At 70.1% G+C, this 22,777-nt stretch carries 18 protein-coding genes; 4 read left to right on the top strand and 14 right to left on the bottom strand.

From position 1 onward, the window contains the following. Positions 1–122: 122 nt before the first annotated feature. Positions 123–1,433, top strand: a complete 1,311-nt coding sequence (locus ACYVF6_RS24900) for an LCP family protein (protein ID WP_460524925.1) — start codon at positions 123–125, stop codon at positions 1,431–1,433. A 70-nt stretch (positions 1,434–1,503) separates the two neighbouring features. After that, positions 1,504–2,532, top strand: a complete 1,029-nt coding sequence (locus tag ACYVF6_RS24895) for a glycosyltransferase family 2 protein (RefSeq protein ID WP_460524924.1) — start codon at positions 1,504–1,506, stop codon at positions 2,530–2,532. 166 nt (positions 2,533–2,698) lie between these two features. Here the strand turns inward: ACYVF6_RS24895 and ACYVF6_RS24890 are convergent, their stop codons facing one another. The 14 genes from ACYVF6_RS24890 to ACYVF6_RS24825 all read right to left on the bottom strand — a co-directional run bounded on the left by ACYVF6_RS24890 (position 2,699) and on the right by ACYVF6_RS24825 (position 20,644). Beyond that, a complete protein-coding gene (locus ACYVF6_RS24890) occupies positions 2,699–3,493 on the bottom strand; it encodes an ABC transporter ATP-binding protein (protein ID WP_460524923.1) in 795 nt (264 codons plus the stop codon). Then, the gene (locus ACYVF6_RS24885; RefSeq protein ID WP_460524922.1) at positions 3,480–4,406 is read right to left on the bottom strand and encodes an ABC transporter permease; all 927 of its coding nucleotides are present in this window, start codon (positions 4,404–4,406) and stop codon (positions 3,480–3,482) included. The genes ACYVF6_RS24890 and ACYVF6_RS24885 overlap by 14 nt, the downstream gene beginning before the upstream one ends. Positions 4,407–4,543: 137 nt before the next feature. After that, positions 4,544–5,386, bottom strand: coding sequence for a glycosyltransferase family 2 protein (locus tag ACYVF6_RS24880; RefSeq protein WP_460524921.1), 843 nt, complete (start codon positions 5,384–5,386; stop codon positions 4,544–4,546). Between the two features lie 56 nt (positions 5,387–5,442). Continuing rightward, positions 5,443–6,216 carry a CDP-alcohol phosphatidyltransferase family protein gene (locus ACYVF6_RS24875; RefSeq protein WP_460524920.1) on the bottom strand — a complete coding sequence of 258 codons (774 nt, stop codon included), beginning with the start codon at positions 6,214–6,216 and terminating at the stop codon, positions 5,443–5,445. Further along, positions 6,185–7,423, bottom strand: a complete 1,239-nt coding sequence (locus tag ACYVF6_RS24870; protein ID WP_460524919.1) for an iron-containing alcohol dehydrogenase family protein — start codon at positions 7,421–7,423, stop codon at positions 6,185–6,187. Before ACYVF6_RS24870 ends, ACYVF6_RS24875 begins: the two co-directional genes overlap by 32 nt. Positions 7,424–7,448: 25 nt before the next feature. Continuing rightward, positions 7,449–8,225 carry a phosphocholine cytidylyltransferase family protein gene (locus ACYVF6_RS24865; protein ID WP_460524918.1) on the bottom strand — a complete coding sequence of 259 codons (777 nt, stop codon included), beginning with the start codon at positions 8,223–8,225 and terminating at the stop codon, positions 7,449–7,451. Next, positions 8,222–10,129: a DUF5941 domain-containing protein gene (locus ACYVF6_RS24860; RefSeq protein ID WP_460524917.1), complete on the bottom strand. Its 1,908-nt coding sequence runs from the start codon at positions 10,127–10,129 to the stop codon at positions 8,222–8,224. Before ACYVF6_RS24860 ends, ACYVF6_RS24865 begins: the two co-directional genes overlap by 4 nt. Before the next feature lie 377 nt (positions 10,130–10,506). Further along, a complete protein-coding gene (locus ACYVF6_RS24855) occupies positions 10,507–11,802 on the bottom strand; it encodes a hypothetical protein (RefSeq protein WP_460524916.1) in 1,296 nt (431 codons plus the stop codon). A 1,279-nt stretch (positions 11,803–13,081) separates the two neighbouring features. Then, a complete protein-coding gene (locus tag ACYVF6_RS24850) occupies positions 13,082–13,399 on the bottom strand; it encodes a hypothetical protein (RefSeq protein WP_460524915.1) in 318 nt (105 codons plus the stop codon). Between the two features lie 399 nt (positions 13,400–13,798). After that, on the bottom strand, positions 13,799–16,465 hold the full coding sequence (locus ACYVF6_RS24845; RefSeq protein ID WP_460524914.1) for an ABC transporter permease: 2,667 nt from the start codon (positions 16,463–16,465) through the stop codon (positions 13,799–13,801). Next, a complete protein-coding gene (locus ACYVF6_RS24840) occupies positions 16,462–16,590 on the bottom strand; it encodes a hypothetical protein (RefSeq protein WP_460524913.1) in 129 nt (42 codons plus the stop codon). The genes ACYVF6_RS24845 and ACYVF6_RS24840 overlap by 4 nt, the downstream gene beginning before the upstream one ends. Continuing rightward, positions 16,587–19,232 carry an FtsX-like permease family protein gene (locus tag ACYVF6_RS24835; protein WP_460524912.1) on the bottom strand — a complete coding sequence of 882 codons (2,646 nt, stop codon included), beginning with the start codon at positions 19,230–19,232 and terminating at the stop codon, positions 16,587–16,589. Before ACYVF6_RS24835 ends, ACYVF6_RS24840 begins: the two co-directional genes overlap by 4 nt. An 85-nt stretch (positions 19,233–19,317) precedes the next feature. Then, a complete protein-coding gene (locus ACYVF6_RS24830) occupies positions 19,318–20,043 on the bottom strand; it encodes an ABC transporter ATP-binding protein (protein ID WP_460524911.1) in 726 nt (241 codons plus the stop codon). After that, positions 20,033–20,644 (bottom strand): PadR family transcriptional regulator, encoded by a 612-nt coding sequence (locus tag ACYVF6_RS24825; protein ID WP_460524910.1) that lies wholly within the window; start codon positions 20,642–20,644, stop codon positions 20,033–20,035. Before ACYVF6_RS24825 ends, ACYVF6_RS24830 begins: the two co-directional genes overlap by 11 nt. A gap of 112 nt (positions 20,645–20,756) precedes the next feature. On the opposite strand from ACYVF6_RS24825, the gene ACYVF6_RS24820 reads away from it, so the two are divergent. Together ACYVF6_RS24820 and galE are read left to right on the top strand one after the other, a co-directional pair. Then, the gene (locus ACYVF6_RS24820) at positions 20,757–21,722 is read left to right on the top strand and encodes a hypothetical protein (protein WP_460524909.1); all 966 of its coding nucleotides are present in this window, start codon (positions 20,757–20,759) and stop codon (positions 21,720–21,722) included. A 24-nt stretch (positions 21,723–21,746) separates the two neighbouring features. Then, the gene (gene galE / locus ACYVF6_RS24815) at positions 21,747–22,739 is read left to right on the top strand and encodes an NAD-dependent epimerase/dehydratase family protein (protein WP_460524908.1); all 993 of its coding nucleotides are present in this window, start codon (positions 21,747–21,749) and stop codon (positions 22,737–22,739) included. Positions 22,740–22,777: the final 38 nt, after the last annotated feature.

Raw genomic sequence — 22,777 nt, 5'->3', positions numbered from 1 at the left:
AGCGAAGATTCCGGCGTGCGATCAGTCTGCTACTGATGACGGCGGTCGCACCTGGTTCGGCCCAGATAGTGGCCGGGAATAGACAAGTCGGCCGAATCGCCCTGCGTGTCCTGCTTTGCCTGGTGGCTACCGTCGTTCTGCTGCTCCTGCTGAGCCTCGTCGCGTCCGGCTTCGTGATCTCGCTGCTGACCACGAGTGCCGTGCTGGGTTTCCTGCGGATCGTGCTGGTGCTGCTCGCCGTCGGCTGGTTCGCACTGTTCGTCGACGCCTGGCGGCTCGCCCGGCCGCTCGGCATGGAACGCAACCACCGCCTGATCGTCTCGATCACCGCCGCCGTCAGCTGTCTCGCGATCGTCGGCGCGTTGCTCACCACGTCGCAGTACGTCGCGGTCACCAAACGTTCGATCGACGAGATCTTCGCCGCGAAGCAGGTCTCCGCGCCCAAGGAGGGCCGGCTCAACGTCCTGCTGCTCGGCGGCGACGCCGGCCCGGGCCGGATCGGGCTGCGGCCGGACAGCATGACGCTGGTCTCGATCGACGCCGCGAGCGGCCGGACGGCGATGTTCAGCTTCCCGCGCAACCTGCAGCGGGTGCCGTTCCCGCGCGGCTCGGTGATGCACGAGCAGTTCCCGCACGGCTTCGACTGCGGCTCGGAGTGCCTGCTGAACGCGGTCTACATGTGGGCCGAGAACCACAAGAGCCTGTTCCCCGGCGACCCGAACCCCGGCCTGACCGCGACCAGGGGCGCGATCGAGGAGATCAGCGGGCTGCAGATCAACTACTACGCGCTGATCGACCTGTTCGGCTTCCGCGACCTGATCAACGCGCTGGGCGGCGTCGTGATCGACGTCAAGCAGCCGGTCCTGATCGGTGGCAAGAACGGCCAGCCGACGCGGGTGATCAAGGCGGGCAAGCAGCGCCTGGACGGGTCCTGGGCGCTTTGGTACGCCCGCTCGCGTACCGGCACCAGCGACTACGACCGGATGGCCCGCCAGCGCTGCGTGATGTCGGCCATGCTGCAGCAGTTCGACCCGGGCAACGTCGTGCTGCGGTTCCAGGACATCGCCAAGGCCGGCAAGGAAGTCGTCTCGACCGACATACCGGCGTCGGAGCTGGACACGTTCGTACGGCTCTCGATGAAGGCCAAGCGGCAGAAGATCACATCGGTCCAGTTCGTACCGCCGCTGATCACGACCGCGAAGCCTGACTTCGACCTGATCCGCACGAAGGTACGAGAGGGGATCGAGGCCAGCCAGGCCAAGCCGATCTCCGCGGTCGCCGACACCGAGACCGGCAAGACGGAGTCCGAGCAGCCTTCGCGGACCGGACCGGACGGCCAGGGCCAGGGTCAGGAACAGAGCGACCAGCCACGGCCCTCGCCCAAGCCGTCCGGCGACGTGGCCGATCTCAGCTCCGTCTGCTCAGCCGGATAAGGGCTCCGAGTACGGTTGTCTCCTCGCAGCAGCGGTTCGTGTTCGAGGAGATCCGAGGAGACCCGCCCTAGTGACCCAGACGCCCGAGAGCGCCGCCTGGCCGCCGGTTTCGGTGGTGATGCCGGTGTTCAACGAGGAACAGCACCTGCGTGCGGCCGTTGGCCAGGTCCTGTCCCAGGACTACCCGGGCGAGCTGGAGCTGGTCATCGCGATCGCGCCGTCGATGGACCTGACCGACCGGATCGCCAAGGAGCTCGCGGAGACCGACCACCGGATCCGCCTGATCTCCAACCCCGCCGGCATCACGCCGGCCGGGCTGAACGCCGCGATCGAGGAGTCCAGCCACGGCATCGTGATCCGGGTCGACGGCCACGGGATCCTCTCGCCCGGCTACATCCGCCGGGCCGTCGAGGTGCTGCGCGAGAGCGGCGCCGACAACGTGGGCGGCGTGATGGCCGCCAAGGGCGAGACGCCCTTCGAGGAGGCCGTCGCGCGCGCCTACACCAGCCCGCTCGGCCTCGGCGGCGGACGTTTCCACGTCGGCGGCGTGGCAGGTCCGGTCGACTCGGTCTACCTCGGCGTGTTCCGCCGCGAGATCCTGGAGCGCCTCGGCGGCTACGACGAGCGCTTCGTACGCGCGCAGGACTGGGAGCTCAACTACCGCATCCGCCAGGCGGGCGGCGTCGTGTGGTTCTCGCCGGACCTGCAGGTGACCTACCGCCCGCGCGCGGGCCTGCGGCCGCTGGCGAAGCAGTTCTTCAAGACCGGCCAGTGGCGGCGCACGGTCACCCGTACGCATCCAGGTACGGCCAGCCTGCGCTACCTCGCGCCGCCGATCGCATTGCTGGGCTGCCTCGCCGGTCTCGTGGCGGCCGTCGCCGGCGCGGCGACCGGCGCGGCCTGGCTGCTGCTGCTGGGCCTGCTGGTGCCGCTGCTGTACGTCCTGGGCGTCGTGGCCGGATCGGTGGTCTACGGCCGCGACCTGCCGACCGGGGCCAGGCTGTGGCTGCCGCTCGTGGTCGGGACGATGCACATGACATGGGGCGCCGGCTTCCTGCTCAGCCCGCGCTCGCAGGCCGGCGTCCGCTCCGCCACCTGAACTCCGGCCGGTCGGCCCACGCGGCGGAGCCGGAAACCGGCACTGCGCCACGTTCGTACTTCGCCACGCGAACAGGTGCTTCGCCACGCCCCGGGGCGTGGTTAACCAGCCAATTGCGTGGTTAACGTGGTCATTCGCGGAGCGGCGGGGTGGAGGGTGAGGCTGCTCAGCCGGTGAACTCCTGGTAGGCCTTCACGACTTGCGCGGTCTCGCCGTCCATCTTGATCTGACCGGCGTCCAGCCAGATCGTGCGGTCGCAGGTGGACAGGATGACGTCGAGGCTGTGGCTCACCAGGAAGACCGTGCCGGCCTCCTCGCGCAGCTCCTTGATCCGCTCCTCCGAGCGCCGCCGGAAGACCGCATCGCCGGTGGCCAGCGCCTCGTCGATCAGCAGCACGTCGTGGCTCTTGGCGGCCGCGATCGCGAACCGCAGCCGCGAGGCCATGCCGGAGGAGTACGTCCGCATCGGCAGGTCGATGAAGTCGCCGAGGTTGCTGAACTCCTTGATGGAGTCGTAGTGCTCCTTGACCTGCGCCGGCGTCATGCCCATCGCGAGGCAGCCGAGCACGATGTTGCGCTCTCCGGTCAGGTCGTTCATCAGCGCGGCGTTGACGCCGAGCAGCGACGGCTGCCCGTCGGTGTAGACCGCGCCCTTGGTCGCCGGAAGCAGTCCGGCGATCGCGCGCAGCATCGTCGACTTGCCGGAGCCGTTGCGCCCGATCAGCCCGATCGACTCGCCCTTGTACGACGTGAAGCTGACGCCCCGGACCGCCTTCACCTCGCGCAGCACGGGGGAGTTCTGCCGGCGCAGCAGGCGCTTGAGGGCCGCGGGCGCGTTCCCCCGGCCCGCGGACGCGCCGAAGACCCGATACGTCACGTGCAGGTCGTCGACGATGACGGTAGGTGCGGCGCCGTCGGGCGGCGGCAAAACCGTCTCCGGTGGGTGCTCAACCACGGCCATACTTCTCCTCGGCCGACCAGAAGTACCAGAATCCGACACAAAGACCGACTATTGCCCAAACGATGCCGAGTATCCAGAACTTCGAGTGGGCGGGGTGACTCGAGATCACGGCGTCCCGGACCAGTTCGATGAAGACGGCGCCGGGATTCGCCTCCATTACCTCCCGCACCCAGTCGGGAGCCCCCTCCATGCGCTGCGGGATCGAGAAGAAGACGCCGGAGAGGTAGAGCCAGGTGCGGAGGATGAACGGCAGCAGCTGGTTGATGTCCTGGGCGAACGCGCCGATCCGGGCGATCACCATGCTGATTCCGACGTTGAACATCGTCTGCATCAGCAGAGCCGGGATGAGCAACAGCCACGACCAGGTCACCGGCTCGTGCGGCGGTGCGAGCACGACCAGAACGCACAGGACGCCCATCGAGATCGCGAGCTGCTGCAGCTCGACCAGTGTGTAGGCCAGCGGCAGGCAGGCCCGCGGGAAGTGCAGCGCCCGGATCAGCCCGAGGTTGCCGCCGATCGCCCGGGCGCCGGAGTTGACCGAGCGCTGCGTGAACGTGAAGACGAACACGCCGGTCAGCAGGAACGCGGTGTAGTTCTTGACGTCATGCCGCGCGTTGAACAGCACGCCGAAGATCAGGAAGTAGACGGAGGCGTTCAGCAGCGGCGTCAGCACCTGCCACACCTGGCCGAGGCGCGCGCCGGAGTACTGCGTGATCGTCTTCGAGGTCGCGAAAGAGACGATGAAGTGCCGTCGCTGCCACAGCTGCTTGATGTACCCACGCAGCGGTGGCCGGGCCGAGCTCGGCGTGAGACCGTAGCGCTCGGCCAGCTTGGCAGCGGGGGTCGCGGTCGCCGAACTCACCGCAGGCCGCCGCGCGGTGTCGCCGGACCCATGGCCCTGAGAGTACGACATGCCGAGTCCGGCCGGGCCGGATGGCAGGCGTCAATGGTGATGCGTGTCACCGCGGATGCGCCCTGAGTCATGCTCGCCAGTGTCCTCATCTCGGTCGATATCTCGGTCGATTCGCTGCTTGAACGCTTGCAACTGCGTCACACGATCGGCGGGCGGCGTAATCGGGTCATACGCCACGCGGTGCTCCAGTGCATCGGGCGACGTTCACCGGCGCTAGAGCGTAGGCCATCGAAGAATCCGGACCACCACGCGGCCAGCCCAGCGCGGCTGTGCACACGCAGATGTGTGACAAGGATCCAGGTGAGGAGGTATACGACCGCCAGCGGCACCGGCAGGTTGCGCTTGGCCAGCCAGACGCGGTTGCGGGCGTTCATCTTGAAGAACGCGGGATGCCGGGTCGGCGACGTGGCCGGATGGTAGAGCACGCACTGGGCGTCGTACCAGATCCGCCAGCCGGCGTCGAGTGCCCGCCAGGCCAGGTCGGTCTCCTCGTGGGCGTAGAAGAACTTCTCCGGCAGCAGCCCGACCTCGTCGAAAACCTGGCGCCGGATGATCGAGGCGCCGCCGAGGAACGTCGTGACCTCGGACGTACGTTCGGGGTCGCTCGCCTCCAGGCGCGGAACGTGCCGGCGCTGGGTGAGGCCGCTGTCGGGGTCGGCGATCCGCAGCGACACGATGCCGAGCCGCGGGTCGTCGACGAAGCGGTCGCGCAGCCGCTCCACGATCACCTGGTCGGCCAGCCAGCCGTCGTCGTCGAGGAACATCACGAGCTCGGAGTGGCCGGCCTGGATCCCGGCGTTGCGCCCGCCGGGGATGCCCACGTTGTCGGGCAGCTCGACGATGGTGACGCTGTCGGGCAGCTTCGGCGCGGGAACGCCATTGCAGACCACGATCACCTCGACCGGAGGGCCGAGCTGGTCCTGGACACTGCGCACGGCACGTTCCAGCTCCTCCGGCCGGTCGCCCATGGTGAGAAACACGCAGGCCACGCTCGGCCGCGGGCCATCCGCTGGCCGAGTCCATGGCTCACGTTCGGTCACGACAGGCGCCTGCTCACCAGCACGCTGACCAGGTGGAGCACCACCTGCAGGGCAGCCACCGCCGCGCACGCGACGGTGAGGATCTGGGTGGCCAGCAGGTCGCCGCGGATGGCGTCGACGATGGCGACGGCCACGATGAACAGCGACAGCTCGATCGCGAGGATCAGGCGGTAGAACTTCAGGACGAGCGCGGCCTTGCGCGCCTTGGCCAGCGCGGATCCCTTGGGCTCGACGGCCGCCTCGGTGACGGTCTCCATGCCGCGCCGGGCGCGAGCCACATCGACCAGGTCGGTCTCCGACTTGATCAGGACGGCGCCGAGCGCGGCCGCCAGGCCCAGCACGGCGTAGCCGGTGGCGGTGTTGTCGGCGGCCCGGAAGCCCAGGCCGACGAGCAGTGCGGCCTCCGACATGTAGTGGCCCACGCGGTCGAGGTAGACACCGGTCGTGGAGGTCTTGCCGGTCCAGCGGGCGACCTCGCCGTCGGAGCAGTCCAGCATGAGATAGATCTGCACGAGCACGGCGGCCAGGATGGCGCCGGCCAGACCCGGGATCAGAAGCGCGAACCCGGCAGCGACGCCGAAGAGGATCATGATGCCGGTCAGCTGGTTGGGCGACAGGCCGAGCACGAGGAAGCCGCGGGTGGCATGCAGCGAGATCTGCCGCATGTACAACCGGCCCGCCCAGTGCTCTCCGCTACGGCGGTCGAGCAGCCCTGGGGGGTGTGCCTTCGCTCGAAGCTCAGCGATCGTTGGCAGGGCGTTCACGGTCACGTACGTAATCCTTCACTACGGCGTGCAACCCGTCCGAGTCGAGGTTCAGGTGTTCGAGGATCGTGTATCGGCCAGGCCGCGTGTCGGGTGCCGCGCCGACGATCCGGCTGAATTCCCCTTCGGAGAAACCGAGATCGCTGGGCAGCACCGGCAGGCCGTGCCTGATCAGGCAACGAGTGAGCGCCCCCAGCTGTTCACCACTCATTGTCGCTAGGGTCTGGCTCCCCGTCCCAGCCGGGCTGCGGCGGCCCCCGCATCCCGCCTGGCTGCGTTCTCGTCGATCGCCGGAGGCCCCTCCTGGCTCCTCCTCGGCCTTGCCAGCCGGGCGCGGATGACCGTCCTCGCTATCCGGCTGGGATGGGGAGCCAGACCCTATGTACAGGTTTCGTACGTATGAGGCGAATGCCGCGCCCAGGCCGACCTGCTCGCCGTGGTAACCGGCCCGGTCGGGATAGAGCAGGTCGATCGCGTGCGAGATCTCGTGGCAGGCGCCGCTGCAGGGCCGCGTGCTGCCGGCCACGACCATCGCCAGGCCCGACAACACGAGTCCTTCGGCGAGGACGAGCAGGAAGTCGTCGTCGTCGATCGTGCCGGGGTGGTGGAGCACCGCCTCGGCGGCCGTTCGCGCGAACGTGACGGCGAGCCCGTCGATCGGCTCGCCGGTGTGCTCGTGCGACAGCTCCCAGTCGGTGATCGCCGACAGGTTGGACAGCACCTCGCCGATGCCCGCGCGAACGGAGCGGGACGGCGCCTCGCGGACCAGGCCGAGGTCGACCACGATCGCGATCGGCGCGGGCACGCCGTAGGAGCCGCGGCCAGCGTCGTTGTCGAGGATGCTCACCGGCGACGCGATGCCGTCGTGGGCGAGGTTGGTGGCGACCGAGACCATCGGCAGGCCGACCCGGGCAGCGGTGTACTTCGTGACGTCCAGCACCTTGCCGCCTCCGACGCCGACGAGCGCGTCGTAGGAGCGGCCCTTCACCTGGTCGGCGAGCGCGACGGCGGCGTCGACGGTGCCCGCCGGAACGGTGTAGAAGTCGGCGGTGTGCAGACCCGGCTCTAGCAGGCCGCGCAGGCGCTCGCCGGAGCTCGCGCCCACTGCGATCGCGACCCGGCCGGCCGCCGAGATCCGCTGGTCGGCGAGCAACCCGGCGAGGTCGGCGATCGCGCCATGCCTTACGTCGACGACGACAGGCGTCGTGATCATCCGGGCAAGGATCGGCAAACCGGGCTCAAACCCCCTGGCGCCGCACGCTCAGCTCGCGCAGCACGCCGGCGGCGCGGGCGAGGTCGGCGTGGTCGTCGATCTCGATCCAGGGGACTTCGCCGATCGGCTGGACCTCGACGCGGAAGTCGCCGCGGTCGATCAGCTCCTGGAAGCCGTCTTCGTAGTAGAGGCCCGGGTCGCGTTCCCAGGTGGCCCGGAGCGCGTCGGCCAGGGCGGCGGCGACCTCGGCGTAGATCGCGGCGACGCCGATGTACTCGCCGTAGGCCTGCCCGGGATCCATCAGCTTGGTGATCCTGGTGACGCCGTGCTCACCGGAGTAGAGGAGCTTCATCTCCTCCTCGCCGAGCCGCTTGGCGTTGTCGACCGCGAGCACGAGTGCCGGGCCGGTGTTGCCGAGGAGATCGTGCTCGACGGAGACCGGGTGGATGGTGTCGCCGTTGGACAGCAGGACGTCCTGACCGAACAGGTCGCGCGCGCACCACAAGGAGTAGCAGTTGTTCCAGGTCGTGGCCCGGTCGTTGTGGATCAGTTCGAGGTTGAGGCCGTAGCGGTCCTGCAGGGCGGCCTTGCGTTGCTCGACGGCCTCTGCGGCGTATCCGACGACGATCGCGACATCTGTGAGGCCGATTTCGGCGAAGTTGCCGAGGATCACGTCGAGCGGAGTGGTCTCAGCTGCGCCCGCTGGGCCTTCGGTGGGTACGGGGACCAGTGCCTTGGGCAGCGTGTCGGTGAACGGCTGCAGCCGGCGACCCGTGCCGGCCGCGAGCACCACACCGATCATTGGGACTCCTGTTCTGGGGTGGTTCCTGGGGTACTGCCTCCGCCACCGGTGGCGGGCTTGCTCGCCCGGTCGTCGCCGGCCTCGTCGGGTGCCCGGAGCTCTTCGTGGCCTTCCACGACCCGGCCACCGGCCAGCGCGCTCTCCGCGCGGATCCAGCCCACGGTGTTTGCGACGCTCTCGCCGACGAACAGCACGACGAGATAGATCGCGAGCACCGACAGGCCGATCGCCATCACGCCCCCGCCGGCAACACCCAGCACCGCCAGCACCAGCATCCGCAGGTCGTGACCGCCGGTGGCGATCACCAGCCACTTCGGCGGCGCGGTGCCGGAACCCCGTAGACGGTACACCGTGTCGTAGTGGTGGTAGGCGCACGCGGCGACGTAGGCGAACGCGGCGGGCAGCGCGACCGGCTCGAGATAGGTGATCAGCAGGATCGCCGTGCCGTACTCGGCGGCGCGGTAGGACGGCGGCAGCACCCAGTCGGCCCAGCCGTTGAGCGGCTGCCGGCTGGCGAAGCTGATCGCGAGGACGTACCACAGCACGCCGACCCACACCCAGGCCCGCCAGGTCTCGCTGTCGAACGCGGCGGCCGCGAGCGCGAACACCAGCACGGCCAGGCCGATCAGCGTGGCCAGCGGCGCCGGCAGCGAGCGGCCGGGCAGGCTGCGGTGGACGATCCAGCCGATCGGGCCGACGTCGACCATCGCGCCGAGCGAGGTGGCCGCGCGTCTCGACCAGCCGCGGTGCAGGCGCTTCAGGCTGCGCAGGATCCGGCCGAGGAAGCCGTAGGCGCCCGCGAGCAGGCCGGCGATCAGCATCACGACGAACGTGATCTGCGGTGTGGTGAAGATGATCAGAAGGCAGAGGAGCGCGGAGCGCTCGCCCTGCGGGAGGACGGCCGCGCGGCGCAGCCAGACCTTCATCCGGCTGCCGGTGAGCTTCGACTGCAGCTCGGCACTCAGCGGCGGCGCCTCGCCAGGGCCGGCGGTGACCTCTTCGTAGGCGAAGTGCATCTGGTGCCGGATGGTCTGCAGCGCCATCGCGGCGGCCGCCAGCCACCACACGTCGACGCCGGAGTTGAGCGAGCCGATCGCGAGGCCGGCGTAGAGGGCGTACTCCTTCAGCCGGTCGAACGTGGCGTCGAGGAACGCGCCGAGCCGGGTGTAGCGCAGGGAGTAGCGCGCGAGGTCGCCGTCGATGCAGTCGAGCGCGAAGCTCAGGTGGAACAGGAGGGCGCCGAGGACGTAGCCGAGCCGCGAGCCGGTGGTGCAGACCGCGGCCGCGCCGACGGCGACCAGCAGCGAGAAGATCGTGACCTGGTTGGGGGTGACGCCGAGGCGGGCCAGCCAGCGGGCGACGTAGCCGGAGTAGGTGCGTACGGCAAATGTCGTGAACATCGTGTCGTCGGACTTGACGGCGTTCTTCAGCCGCAGCTTCTCCTCGTCGACGGTGGCCATCCTGGCGTGCAGCGCCTCGAGGTCGTCCTCGGTGTCGGCCAGGCCGGCGACGAACGGCGCGGCCTCGACGAAGCGCACGTCGGTGTGGTCGGAGAGCTCGTCGGCCAGGCGTACGACGTCGGGACCGGCGACCGGCAGCACGTGGAGCAGCTGGTCGCGTCCCTTGGCCGAGACCGCGACGACGCCGGGCCCGGAGGAGGCGTCGTAGCGCTGGTCGCGCAGGACCTGGCGCAGGACATGGAGATGCCCGATGTAGCGGCGGTCGACGACAGCGACCGGCCCGGAGCCGGCGTCCTGCACCGCGCTGAGCAACTGGCTCCCCGCGTCGTCGCCGGACGTGGTGTCGACGACGTCATAACCGAGGGCCCGCAGCTGCCGGGCCACGGGCACCTCGTCTGCCTCGCCGGGCGGTACGGGCCCGACGAGGAACGCGGTCGCCTGCACTGGTCGCCCCCTCCGCATAGGTATGTGTCGGCCGGGCGCCCCGCCCGGTCGGTGGTCTTGCTGGATCTCGCTGGGTCCTGCTGAGTCTTGCTCGGTCTTGCTTGGTCTGCTCGTGGGCTCCGCATAGTACGACGGCGCACCGACGGTGATCGTAGGGGTGCGACGGGTGGCACGGACAGCCAACGCCGGATTTGGTGCCGGTTTTGGCACCTGGGGTGCGTCGTTCCTGGTCGCAGGATCACTGTCGAACCAGCCGATCCGCGGCCCTGCGGTCCCAGGATGCGGACAAGATCAACATACCTGGGTGGGCGGTCGCCGATGGTGAAGACCGTGTGAAAGACCGAGTCCGGTCGTAGGCCGGCTGCTCTCTGCTCCTGTCAGGTGAGCGTGAACGGGTCGGGGAGGCGGAGCTCGGCGAGCTGCTCACGCCACTCGCGGTTGGCGTGGCTGGTCGGGCCGAGCAGGGCGTCGAACTGGCGGGCCCGGATCACGATCGGGGCGCCGTGGTAGGTCACGGGTTCGGTGATCGCGGCCAGCGCGACGCGGCAGGCCTCCTCGAGCTCGCGCAGCTGGATCAGGGCGCTCGCCTTCTCCAGCTTGACCAGGGCCGGCTCCTGGGTGTCGGTCGGGTCGTAGCGGCGCAGCGCGGATTCGGCCGCCCGGATCGCGCCGCCGGTGTCGCCGAGGTCGACGCGGCCGTGGGCCTCGTAGAACTCCAGCTTCTCCGGCAGGAACGAGAAGATGCCCGGCCGGATCTGCTCCGGCCGGCACTTGTCGAGCACGTTGCGCGCTTCGACGATCGAGCGTTCGAAGCCGCGCTGGTCGGCCAGCGCCGCGTGCGCCTTGGCCCTGAACGCCCACAGCCAGGCGACCGCCGGCGTCGGCGTGGGCGCCGGCGTGGCCTCCAGCCGCGGTTCGACGAACGCCAGCACACCGCGCGGGTCGCCGGAGTAGGTCGGGAGGTAGGTCTCGCCGCACAGCGCGGTGTCGGCCAGCTCGCGGTCGCCGCCCTCCAGCGCCGACCGACGCGCCGCGACGTACCACCGCCTGGCCAGCGCGAAGTGGTTGTCGATGAACAGGATCTCTCCGATCACCGTCGCCAGTTTGGCGCCGATCCGGGCCAGTTGCTGCTGCGCGGAGATCGGCTGCCGGTCGGCCAGCAGTTCCTTCACGCTGCGTAGGTGCAGCAGCGTCTCCTCCAGCAGGTTGGACGGGGTCACCTTGATCACCCGGGCGCCCAGCCGCTCGGCCTCGGCGTCGAGGAAGTCCAGCCGGCCGGTGCCGGCGGTGCCCTTGTCGAGCGCGGCCTCGAGCTGGTCGGGACCGTGCCAGAGCGTGCCGGCGACCAGATCGCCGAGCGCGCCCGCGACCTTGCCGGCCTTGCCCATCGGACGTTCACGCTGGTCGGTGAGGCCTTCGGCGGATGGCAGCACCGTGACGGTGTGCTCTCCGAGCTCGGCGCCGGGACGGTACGGAGCCAGCAGCTCCGCCGCCGTATGACCAGGGAACATGCGTTCCAGCACCCGGCAGTGGTGTGGACGGGGCAGCGTCTTCACCCGGCCGGAAAGCCAGCGTTGGAGCTGCTCACGACCTGGCGCACTGCCGATCAACCCGCGGTCTATGCGGCGGGCGATCTTCTCGTACTCCGCCGTGAACGCGGCATGTGTCTGCAAATGGCGGTTATGCAACAACGCCTTGAGCAGACTCGAATATTGGACAGGCTCCGACACCGGAGCCAGTTCTCGACCGGACACCCAAATCCTCCGCCCCACAGCGGTCAGCACAAGTCCCCGGTCCCGCACGCAGGATAAGTCACGTTGAACGGACAAGGGAAGAGGGTGTGCCCGGTTTCCTCTCCTTCGGTCCGGCTTGTCCAGGGAAGACACCCGTACGACACCGTAAAGCCCCGAGGAGACGCTTCTGTGCTGCTTCCGTACGGCATAACGATTCGTACACTCGTGATCACCGGGGCAATACGCAGGGTGGGCCGGATCCCTGTACGAAGCGGCCAACGAAAGGGAGGGGCGACACCCACATGACGGCCACTTTGCCCGCGTGTTCTGTGCATGACTTGACCGAGGTAGCCCAGGAGGATTCCGGCGAAGTCGAAGGCGATTCCGCTCAACCTCCGGAACCATCAGCCGAGCCAGCCGACAAGTCCGATGGGCCGTCGGACGACGCATTGGTAGTAGAAAACGTCCTCGAGGAAGTCTCGAAGTCTCGCCTGGCCGACCGGTCAGATGTCGATGGTGGGGGGACGGGCCCCCACACCTCCCGGAGTGATCCGGCGGGGGATTCGGCGCGCGTCTTCGTGCCCGGCTACGGCTGGGTTGCCTGGTCCGATCCACTGCTGGACGCCCAAGCCCGGTATCTGTCGCTGATACACCGGCCGGCGCCCCAGCAGGTCCGTTACCGCCTGCGCTGGCGGGTCGTCCCTCAGCGGGTGGCCGAGACCGAGCGATGCCGGTTCTGCGGACAGGAGTGGCAGTGTGCGGAAGCCGCCTGGGCGGCAAGCCGGCTGGCGCACAGCGCGCGCCAGCGAGGTGGCGGGGGCCGCCGGATCGCAGGTAAGCACAGGGCTCGGCTGATCGACCGGCTCACGCATCGGCGTTCGGGCGCCGCTGCGACGCCGGCCAGGCGACTGGATCCCATTCCAGAGATCTGATCGGCTGATCCTTCGAGGATTGAGCTCCTGACGTCGATTCGTACGTGACTTCGCGGGCAGCACGTACGCCCCGGCAGGAGTGCGGAAGTCCGATTCGCGCGTGGTGCGACCGCGAGTCCCGGACTCCGCAGACCGGGCGTCCACCTCAAGGCCGCGAGGTGGGCGCCCGTTCCATGCCCCGGCGCGGGTGGGGTCAGGCGATCTCGGTGCCGTTGACGAAGATCCGGCCGGCACCTTCCTGCACGTACCCGAGCGCCCGCGGTGCGGTTCCACGCAGACGCCGCCGGTCACGTGCACGTCCGGAAGCCGTCGACGGAGATCCCGTCGAAGGCGGAGTACGCCAGGATCGGCCCGGCGCCGCTGTCGGTGACCTGCTCGAACCAGTCGGTCGAGGACGTGCCCTCGAAGCCGAGGTCGCGGATCACGACGCCCTGGGTGCGAGCGTTGCTGCCCTGCTTCAGCCGGAACACCGCACTGCCCGAGCAGGTGACCCGCGAGCCGTACGAGAACTCCGTCTCCGGCGCGAACCCACCGACGATCTGGCAGCCGTCGAACAACTGGAACGGCGCGGTGCCGGTGGCCCACGTGGTGCCCGGCGGCACCATGACGGCGGGCCGCCGTCCGGCCGAGATCGCGGGACCGTGCTGAGCGCGTTGCGCATCTTCTCGGTGTCGTCGGCACCCGCGTAGTCCGACATCAGTACGATGCCGGGCAGCTCCGACACCGCTGCCGCCGCGGGCGCCGGCCTGACCAGCGCGGCGGTCACAGCCGCCGCGGCGGCCGTGCCGACGCCCAGCCCGAACCCGCGCCCGGATGGCTTCGACTCCATGAACTTCCCCCTCCGCTCGACCATTGAGCCGGGGGACCCTCTCCGCGCGCCACTCGATTCGTCGGATCATCGGCAGCTTGGCGCCAGCGAGGAACGCGGCGGAGGCAGCATCGAGTAGCGGACCGCGAAGCCGGGCTACGGTGCTCGAAGCCCGCGGCCGAGCCTCAGCCGGCGTTCACTCTGCCCTCCTGACCATGGGAAGTTCGGAACGGGTGAACAGCGCAGCGCACAGTGCGGCGAACAATGGGATCACGACCGCCGTGATCAGCAGGCTTGTCCAAGGCACCGTGAACTCCGGCGCGCCGACCGCGGCCTGCGCGGCCGCCGCCAGGAACGCGCCGAGCAGGATTCCGAGCAGGCAGCCCAGGCCACCGACCAGCAATGCCTGGGCGGCCGCCAGGGCACGCCGCCGGCGGGGTTGGGCTCCGACCGCGGCCAACGTGGCCAGGTCGGCGCGGCCCTCCGAAGCCGAGAGCGCGACCGAGATGGCCACACCGACCAGCGTCACGAAAGCCCCGAAACCGGCCACGATCAACAGGAACAGCTGGTTGCCGGGCTGGTAACCACGTTCGACATAGAGCTCGAGCCCTGAACCGGCCAGCGAGCCGGCGACCCCATCGAGCTCGCGCTGGGTCACGGTTTCCTTCAGGGCGAGCAGTAGCCCGTAGGGCCTGACCTGCCAGCCGAGGCGTTCGGCGGTCTCCGGGCTGACCACGACGGGTGGGAGGGAGCGGTAGCCGTCGGGCAGATCAAGTACCTCGGCGGCCAGCTTCTGCCGCGGCGAACCCTCCCAGTCGCTGGAGGGCGTCTCGTGCCAGATCCAGATCTTGTCGTCTGCTTGGATGTAGGCGCGGTTGAGCACGACCGACTCGCCTTCGCGGAGTGCCTGCTTGGCCTCGGCCAGGTCTGATGCCGCAGCGGTGCCGAAGACGTCGAGGTAGTCCGGCGGCATCACCGCCACCTCGCCGTCGAGCAGGCCGTATGCGTTGCCGCCGAGATCGAGCTGCGGAGTCTGCGTCTTCACCGTCGCCTTCTTGGTGACCGCGGATCGCAGCCGCCAGACATGGTCGGCGGGAACGCCGGATACCGCTCGCTCGGCAGTTGCCTCCGCCTCGGCGAGTTTGCCCGGCCCGGCCTCCCGGTTGGGCAACTGGACGAACCCCGAGGCGGGCGGGATCGACGCGGTGTAGCTCGCCCGGGCGGCGGCCTCCTCGCCGGCCAGCACGAACGCGCCACCGATCGAGGCAGCGACGGCGATCATGATCGCGGAGGCCGCCGGGCCCGTACGGTGCCGGTGCCGCGAGCCGTCGCGGAAGGCCAGCCTGGTGCTGAGCGGCAGCCGCGCGCCAAGCGCGCCGACCCAGCTCACCAGTGTGGGCATCAGCCGGACCAGGCCGAACGACGCGAGCGTGAACCCCAGCAGGCAGAGTCCCACCGGCAGGCTGAGACCGTCGGCCGAGCTGTAGGCGCCCATGCCGATCTCCCGCAGCTGGGCCTGCGAACGCCGGAACTCCTCGAAGGCAGATCCGAGCAGCGCACCGCCGCCGATGCCTGCGGCCACGCCCGCGCCGAGCAGCGCGATCGCCAGTTTGGGAGGTCTGGCCAGCCCGCCGAGGGCCTTGAAGCGTCCGGAGAGTGCGTCGATCGGTTCCATCCTGGCTGCACCGATCGCCGGCACCAGGGCCGCGGCGAGCCCGGACAGCACGCCTATCGCGATCAGGGCCAGGTAGTCCAGGGGTGCGAACGGCCACACGTCGATCGCCTGGTCGAGCACCTGCTCGGTGACCGGCTTGGCCAGGACGGGGAGCGCGAGCGCCAGACCGGTGCCGGCGGTGGCACCCAGCAGGCCGATGACCAGACCTTGTGCCAGAACGGCACGCCGGATGTCCTTGGCCGAGCCGCCGGACGTCGCGGCGATCAGCCCGAGGTCGTGCGTCTGCCTGCGCGCGCCGACAGCGAAAGCCGTGCCGGCCAGCAGGACGACCTCGAGCAGGCCGAAGCCGACACACAACGCACCCAGTGCCAGCCCTTGCAGCGACTCCAGGGTCGGAGGTGGTCCACCGGCCAACAACGAGTCCCACTCCTCCGGGTGGACGAGGGCATCCCGGGGCATCAGCACAGCACCGCTGGAGGGCAGCCGTCCTGCCAGTGCGTGCAACTCCTCCTTGCGGAGGTCAGGCAGGTCGACCAGGTACGCCGTTCGTGCGCTTGCCGCCGGCCGAGGTGGCAGGAGCACACCCTCGGCCTTGAGCCGGTCGGGCCGGTCGACGATCCCCACGACCCGGGTGCCGGCCTTGCCGATCCGTACCGTCTCGCCGACGCCCACGCCCAGCCTCCGGCCGAGACTCGTGCTGATCGCGGCCTCGTCCGCCGCCTCCGGGTAGCGACCGGAACGCAGCAACGTCATACCGGCGGCGAGGTGATCACCCGCGGCGAGCCGCTGACCCGGGACCACCGCCCGCAGGCCCTGGGTAGTCACGTCGACGTTCGGCCACTCCGGCGCTCGGATCACTCGGGAGCCTGGTGGCAGCAGCGTGGCCGGGTCGATCGCGTGCGGGTCCCGGTTATGGGCGCCCCCGGCCTTGCTCCACAGCACCTTGAACGCGTCCACGCCGTGCACGACCACTCGGTCGGCGCCTGTCACCTCCAGATGTGCGTCCGCCGTACCGAACTGCCACAGCGATCTGCTCTCGACCGGCCCGTTCTCGATCCGGACGATCACGTCGACCAGGACTCCGGCGAACACGGGCAGCCCGACGAGCACGGCGATCAATGCCGTGCGTCCCTTCGACCGCAGGGCGGTACGCCAGGCCAGCCGCAACATCGGCCGCCAGCGGCTCATCGCGCACGCCCCAGCAGCGTCTCCGGTCTGAACGGCCGGCCGGTGTGCGTGAGTGCCGGGACCTCGAGGTGGGCGTCGATGCGCCGGGCCAGCCGGAACGCGGTGCGCCAAAGGCCAAGCTTCACTCGTATCTCCTCATCATCGCGACCTTGGATCGGGTGAGCACTGCCGCGCCGAGCACCGCGACGAGCGGGACGGCGACGACGACGGTGCCGAGCAGCAGCCAGGGCATGTCGATCACGTGCCCTCCGGCCGACGGAGCGGTCAACGGCCAGGTGAGCGCGAGGCCGGGTGCGGTTCCGACCGCGACGCCGAACAGCGCGCCGAGCACGCCGGTGATCGCGGCCTGGCCCGCGGCCGCCGTCCGCCGGGTGGCCGGCGCGGCGCCGATCGCCGCGAGCGTGGCGAAGTCGGGCCGGGCGTCGTCGAGGGCGAGCGCCGTGGCAGTGCCGGTCGCGACCAGCACGATCAGCGCACCGACCACGCCGAGTAGCAGGAAGATCGTCGTCGAAGGGTCGATGTAGCCGCGCTCGACATAGACCTCGGAGAACTGCGACACACCGAGGACGAGCTGCCGGAGCCGGTCCTCCCGACCCGAGCTGATCCCGCCGGGCGGTGGAGGTACGACGATGCGACTCGGCGCGGTGTCGAGGCCGAGCCGCTTCGCCGTCTGTGGTGTCATCGCTGTCTCGGCGACGTACTCGCTCACCGGCCCGGTCGCCGGTGGCAGCGCGACCGCTGGCAGCTGGACCACCTTGGTGTCGGTGAGCGTCGTGCCCTCACCCTGTGGCTCCTCCCGGTAGGTCACCGCGCGTACGGTGCCGTCCGGGCCGATCGCCTTCGGGTTCGAGACCAGCACGCCGCCGCGCTCCAGCACCCGTCGCTGCGCAGCCGGCAAAGGAGTCGCCAGCCAGAAGCCGATGGCATCGGGCCGGGCGACCACGTTGCCGTAGATCTCCGCCGCCGACCGGATCTCCTGACCCCCGCCCGCGGCAAGGCAGGCCTCGACGTCGGCGCGACGGCACGACCAGGCGAGCACTCCGAGATCTCGGCGCCCGGCGCCGTCGTCCGCGCTGACGTTCGGTCCGGTTTCGTACGCGAGCGCGGGCCGGCTGCCCGGCAGCTCGCGCTCCACCTGTCCGGTCAGCCCGACAGCCGTGGCCGGCCGGACCGACGGGATCTTGATCGCCATCGCGCCCATCGCGAGCCGCGGCTCGTAGTCCCGCCGCTGCTCGGCACTGTCGCTGGACGACGCGATCGCCACCGTCGTGAGGCCGGCGACCGTCGCCATGATCGCGGCGACCGCGGGCGCGGTCCGGCTGGTGTGCCGGGCAGCGTCGCGGCTGGCCAGCCGCATCGACAGCGGGAACCGTCCACCCAGCCGGCCGACCGCGCGGATCACGACCGGCGTGACGAGGATCGCACCGACCACGACGGCGATCGTGCCCGCGGCCACCAGGCCCTCCCCGCCGATCCGTGGCGTGCCGAACGCCACGAGAGCGGCACCGGCGACGGCCAGCACGAGCCCGACGATCGGCCAGCCGCGCCTTCCGGCCACCTCTCCGCGCCGGCCGGCCAGGACCGCGACAGTGTCCTGCCGGGCGGCCTGCGCGGCGGGCAGTCTCGCGGCGACCACGGCTGCGAACGTGCCGGCGACCACCAGCGCGAGCAGGTCGACCGGGCCGACCTGGAGTGGGTACAGCATGGCGTTCAGCGGCACCTCGAGCCACGGCCGGGCGAGCGCGAGCAGGACGACGCCGAGCGCCGCCCCGGCGATCGCGCTGCCGGCTCCGAGTACGGCCGCCTGGGTCAGCACGATCCGGCGGACCTGCCTGCCGGTCGCGCCGGTCGCGACGACCAGGGCCAGCAGTCGCGCCTGCCGCCTGGTGCCGACCGCGAACGCCGGGCCTGCGAGAAGCACGACCTCCAGCAGCACGATCACCACGATCAGCAGGATGGCCGCGACCGCCAGGAAGCTCTCGGACACCTCGGTCGGTCCAGCCGTCGGCGGCGGGTCGAGGATGACCGCACGGGACTGCACGATCAGGCCGTGCCGGTTGAGCTCCTGGACCTGCTCCCAGCCGATCGGCCGGCCACCGGTGTCGACGAGGTACGCCGCGTTCGCGTCGGCGTCGCCGAGGACGGATCCGGGCAGTCCGACGAGCAGCTCGCTCTGCGGGCTCACTCCGCTCAGCCGCATGACGCCGACGACGGTGCGGATGCCGCGGCCTTCGATCGGGAGCCGATCGCCGGTCGCGTACCCCCGATCGGCCAGCGCACGCGACACGAGCACCTCCCCGGTCGTACGCGGCAGCCGCCCGTCGGTCAGGGTCGCGAGCCCGGACGCAGCCGGACGGCGGAGGTCGACCTCGCGCGCCTCGACTGCCCGCGCACCGTGCTCGGCCGGGATCAGCACCAGGTTCTCGCCGGTGCGGTATGCCGTGACCTGCCCACCGGTCGCCTCCGCGACCTGCTCGGACGTCGACCACTGCGCAGCACCGTGGCCATCGGCCGATTCGTAGAAGTGGCCGGTCGGGTCCTGGGGCAGCGGCCCGTGGTTCGCCGTCACCAGTGCGTCGGCGGAGCCGAGCTGGAGCAGCGCGGCCTCGGCCTCGCTGTGGTCGTACGCGGTGCGGTACAGCGTCGACACCGCCGCGAACAAGAGCACGGGCCCGCCGATCATCGCGACGACGAGCAGGCTGCGACGTTTGGCCCGCCAGATCTGGCGCCATGCCAGGCGAAGGCTCACCCGCCAGGGCCCGGTCATGCCGGCCTCCCCGTCAGCCGCGGTCCGGAGTGACCCCTCCACACCCCGGCCCGCCGCTTCCTTCGTGGCTCCCACCCCGGACCGTTCATGGCGCCGTGTGGAGCAGCGTCTCGGGGGCGGAGGGCCGGCCGGTGTCGTCGACCGTCGTGCCGTCGCGGAGGAAGATGACGCGGTCGGCCCAGGCGGCGTGCCTGGCCTCGTGGGTGACCAACAGCCCGGCGGCTCCGGCGTCGATGCGGGCGCGTAGGAGGCGCAGCACCTGTTCGCCGGTCTCGGAGTCGAGGGCGCCGGTGGGTTCGTCGGCAAGGACGAGGTGGCGCTGGCCGACCAGGGCGCGGGCGATGGCGACGCGTTGTTGCTGGCCGCCGGACATGTCGTCGGGGAAGCGGTCAGCCAGTTGGTCGATGCCGACCTCTCGTAGTGCCTTGAGCGCTTCCTTGCGGGCTTTCCGCGCGGAGGCGCCGTCGAGTTCGCGTGGCAGGGCGACGTTCTCGGCGGCGGTGAGCGCGGGGATGAGGTTGAAGTCCTGGAACACGTAGCCGATCGAGCGGCGCCGCAGCGCGGCGACCTTTGCCCGGGACAATGTGCCGAGTTCGGTGTCCTCGACCAGAACGCTGCCCTGGGTCGGGGAGTCGAGGCCGCCGGCCAGGTGGAGGAGTGTGGACTTGCCGGAGCCGGACGGGCCCATCACGGCGACCAGCTCGCCCGGCTCGACGGTGAGGCTGACGCCGCGTAGCGCGTGCACAGCGGTGTCGCCCTTGCCGTGGGTTCGGCTGACCTCGCGTAGTTCCAGTACGTGGTTACCGCTCATGCCTGATCCCCTCGTGTTCGGATTCTTCGGTGTTGGATCCGGTGCTGGGGCGCTGCGGCCTTGGTTCGGCAGCGGCGCGGGCCAGGCGGGACTCGCAGTGGTCGAGCCAGCGGACCTCGGCCTCGGCGGCGAAGATCAGCGAGTCGAGGACGAGCGACCACGACAAGTCCCGCGAGAGCTCGTCCTTGCCGGGGGTGCGCTTGAGCCGGGTGTACTCCTGCAGCGTGCGGATCGTGGCCGTGCGCTGGGTCTGCACGATCTGGTGCACGTCGGCACCGGGGACGCTCAACGCCAGCGCCAGCTTGATGGCCAGCTCGTCGCGGGGCCGGGCCTCGCGGCTGATCGGTGTACGGAGCCACAGGCGCAGGTCGGCGTCTCCGGCCTTGGTGATCTGGTAGCGCACCCGGCCGTTCTCGTCGCTCTCCTCGCCACTAACGCCCGTGACCAGGCCGTCGCGCTCGAGGCGGCTCAACGTGCTGTAGACCTGCCCGACGTTCAGCGGCCAGGTGCCACCGGTCGCCTGCTCGAACTCACCACGCAGCTGGTAGCCGTGCTTCGGGCCGGCCTCGAGCAGGGCCAGCAAACCGTATCTGATCGACATGCATCCTGAGTATGCATACTCGGTATGCGTTGCGCAAGAGGCAACTTTCGTCGAGCGGTTCTGGCCGATTGGCTACTGCCCGCCCGATTCGCGGCGGGGGAGAGTGACCGGCATGATGCTGCGCCGCCTGCTTCCGGTCGCCGGGTTGTTCCTGCTGTCGCCGTTCGTCGGCGAGTTCCTCCTCGGCAACGTGCCGATCACCGAGCTGCCCGCGCTGCCGTTCCTCGCGCCGATGTACGGCGGCGGCGCGCTGCTGGTCCGCGAGATCGCCCGCCGTACCGGCCGTGGCTGGCCCGCGATCCTGCTGCTGGCGGCGGCGTACGGAACGCTGGAGGCGGGCCTGATCGACCAGACGCTCTTCAACCCGCCCGAGCTCGACGGCGTGACGCCGGGCGCCTACATCCCGGCGCTCGGCTTCAGCGCGGCCAACGCGCTGGCGTTCGTCGGAGGCCACGTGATCTGGAGCATCGGCGCCCCGATCGCGATCGTGGAGACGTTCGTACGCGAGGAGCGCAGGGAGTCGCCGTGGCTCGGGAACCTCGGACTGGCAATCGTCGCACTGATCTACCTGGGCGGCTCCTGGCTGATCTTCGACGAGATCCACTCGACCGAGGGCTTCCTCGCCGCACCCGGCCAGCTGGCCGGTGCCGCCGTCGTCGCGGTGGCGTTCGTGGTCGCGGCCTTCCTGCTGCCGAAGCACCGGCCGGCGATCGACCGGCCGGCGCCGAGGTGGTGGCTTGTCGGCGCGGTCGCGCTGGCCGTATCGAGCGCTTATGTGTTGCGGCCGGAGAGCTGGCTCGGCGTGGCGCTTGGCCTGCTGGCACTGGCCGTCGCGGCCTACTGGCTCGGCCAGGTGTCGCGGCGCACCGGCTGGGATGCGAAGCATCGGCTGGCGCTCGCCGGTGGGTTGTTGCTGACGTACGGCTGGCTGGGCTTCGTCCTGAACGATCTCTACGGTCGCACCCCGGCGACCTACGTCCCCGGCCAGATCGTCCTTACCCTGTGTGCGATCGCCCTGCTCATCGCGGGGGCGGTAGTTGTACGTGCCCGGAGCGGAGCGGCAGCCGTAATCATCTGACGCGTGTCTCGCTATGGTCGCTTCATGACTTGGCTCGTCACAGGAGGCGCCGGATTCATCGGCGCACACGTCGTTCATGCCCTGCACGCCGCCAGAGAGCAGGTGGTGGTGCTCGACGACCTGTCCACGGGCAGGGAGGCGCGGATCGCCGAGCTGGAAGGAGTGCAGTTCGTCAAGGGCTCGGTCAACACCAGCCTGGTCGCGATGCTGCTCGGTGACTACGAGATCGGCGGTGTCGTCCACGTCGCCGCGAAGAAGCAGCCGGGGGAGTCGGTGGAGAACCCCCTCTTCTACTACCGCGAGAACATCGGCTCGCTGGTGTCGCTGCTGCGCGGCATGGAGAAGGCGGGCGTCGACAGTCTCGTGTTCTCCTCCAGCGCCGCGGTCTACGGCGACCAGGAAGCCGAGACGCTGACCGAGGATCTCACCTGCCGGCCCGCCAGTCCGTATGGTGAGAGCAAGCTCGCCGGCGAGTGGCTGATCGCCGACGTCGCGCGTTCCAGCGGCCTGCGTTACGTCAACCTGCGTTACTTCAACGCCGCCGGCACGGCCCGTCCCGAGCTCGCCGACACCGGGGCATACAACCTGATTCCGATGGTTTTCGAACAGTTGACGCAGGGCAAGCCGCCGCAGATCTTCGGAACCGACTACCCCACCCCCGACGGCACGACGATCCGCGACTACATCCACGTGTCCGACATCGCCTCCGCCCACGTCGCGGCCGCGACGCACCTGGCCAACGGCACCGGGAACGCCGGGCAGAGCCGGCTCACGCTGAACGTCGGCACCGGCAAGGGTTCCTCGACCCGCGAGGTGGTCGACACCATCCTCGACGTCACCGGCCACGCCGACCTCGCACCCGAGGAGCTCGGCCGCCGTCCCGGTGACCCGGCCGTGTCGATCGCCTCCGCGGAACGGATCCGGGAAACGCTCGGCTGGACCGCCGAACACGACCTGCGTTCGATGGTCGAGTCCGCCTGGGCCGGCTGGAACCATAACGATCAGCCCGCTCAGTAGCGCGGAACCCGCCGGTTTGGGTTAACGTCTGGATTGGC

It is taken from the genome of Flindersiella endophytica (assembly GCF_054779015.1).
The sequence above is the reverse complement of the archived record's forward strand: the minus strand, read 5'-3'. Positions and strand labels throughout refer to the sequence as shown.

Excerpts from the sequence above, each read along its gene's own strand:
- ACYVF6_RS24830 (WP_460524911.1), bottom strand. The coding sequence starts at position 20,043 with ATGAGCGGTAACCACGTACTGGAACTACGCGAGGTCAGCCGAACCCAC.
- ACYVF6_RS24820 (WP_460524909.1), top strand. The coding sequence starts at position 20,757 with ATGATGCTGCGCCGCCTGCTTCCGGTCGCCGGGTTGTTCCTGCTGTCG.
- ACYVF6_RS24865 (WP_460524918.1), bottom strand. The coding sequence starts at position 8,225 with ATGATCGGTGTGGTGCTCGCGGCCGGCACGGGTCGCCGGCTGCAGCCG.
- ACYVF6_RS24870 (WP_460524919.1), bottom strand. The coding sequence starts at position 7,423 with ATGATCACGACGCCTGTCGTCGTCGACGTAAGGCATGGCGCGATCGCC.
- ACYVF6_RS24835 (WP_460524912.1), bottom strand. The coding sequence starts at position 19,232 with ATGACCGGGCCCTGGCGGGTGAGCCTTCGCCTGGCATGGCGCCAGATC.
- ACYVF6_RS24850 (WP_460524915.1), bottom strand. The coding sequence starts at position 13,399 with ATGGTGCCGCCGGGCACCACGTGGGCCACCGGCACCGCGCCGTTCCAG.
- ACYVF6_RS24845 (WP_460524914.1), bottom strand. The coding sequence starts at position 16,465 with ATGAGCCGCTGGCGGCCGATGTTGCGGCTGGCCTGGCGTACCGCCCTG.
- ACYVF6_RS24890 (WP_460524923.1), bottom strand. The coding sequence starts at position 3,493 with ATGGCCGTGGTTGAGCACCCACCGGAGACGGTTTTGCCGCCGCCCGAC.
- ACYVF6_RS24885 (WP_460524922.1), bottom strand. The coding sequence starts at position 4,406 with ATGTCGTACTCTCAGGGCCATGGGTCCGGCGACACCGCGCGGCGGCCT.
- galE (WP_460524908.1), top strand. The coding sequence starts at position 21,747 with ATGACTTGGCTCGTCACAGGAGGCGCCGGATTCATCGGCGCACACGTC.
- ACYVF6_RS24825 (WP_460524910.1), bottom strand. The coding sequence starts at position 20,644 with ATGTCGATCAGATACGGTTTGCTGGCCCTGCTCGAGGCCGGCCCGAAG.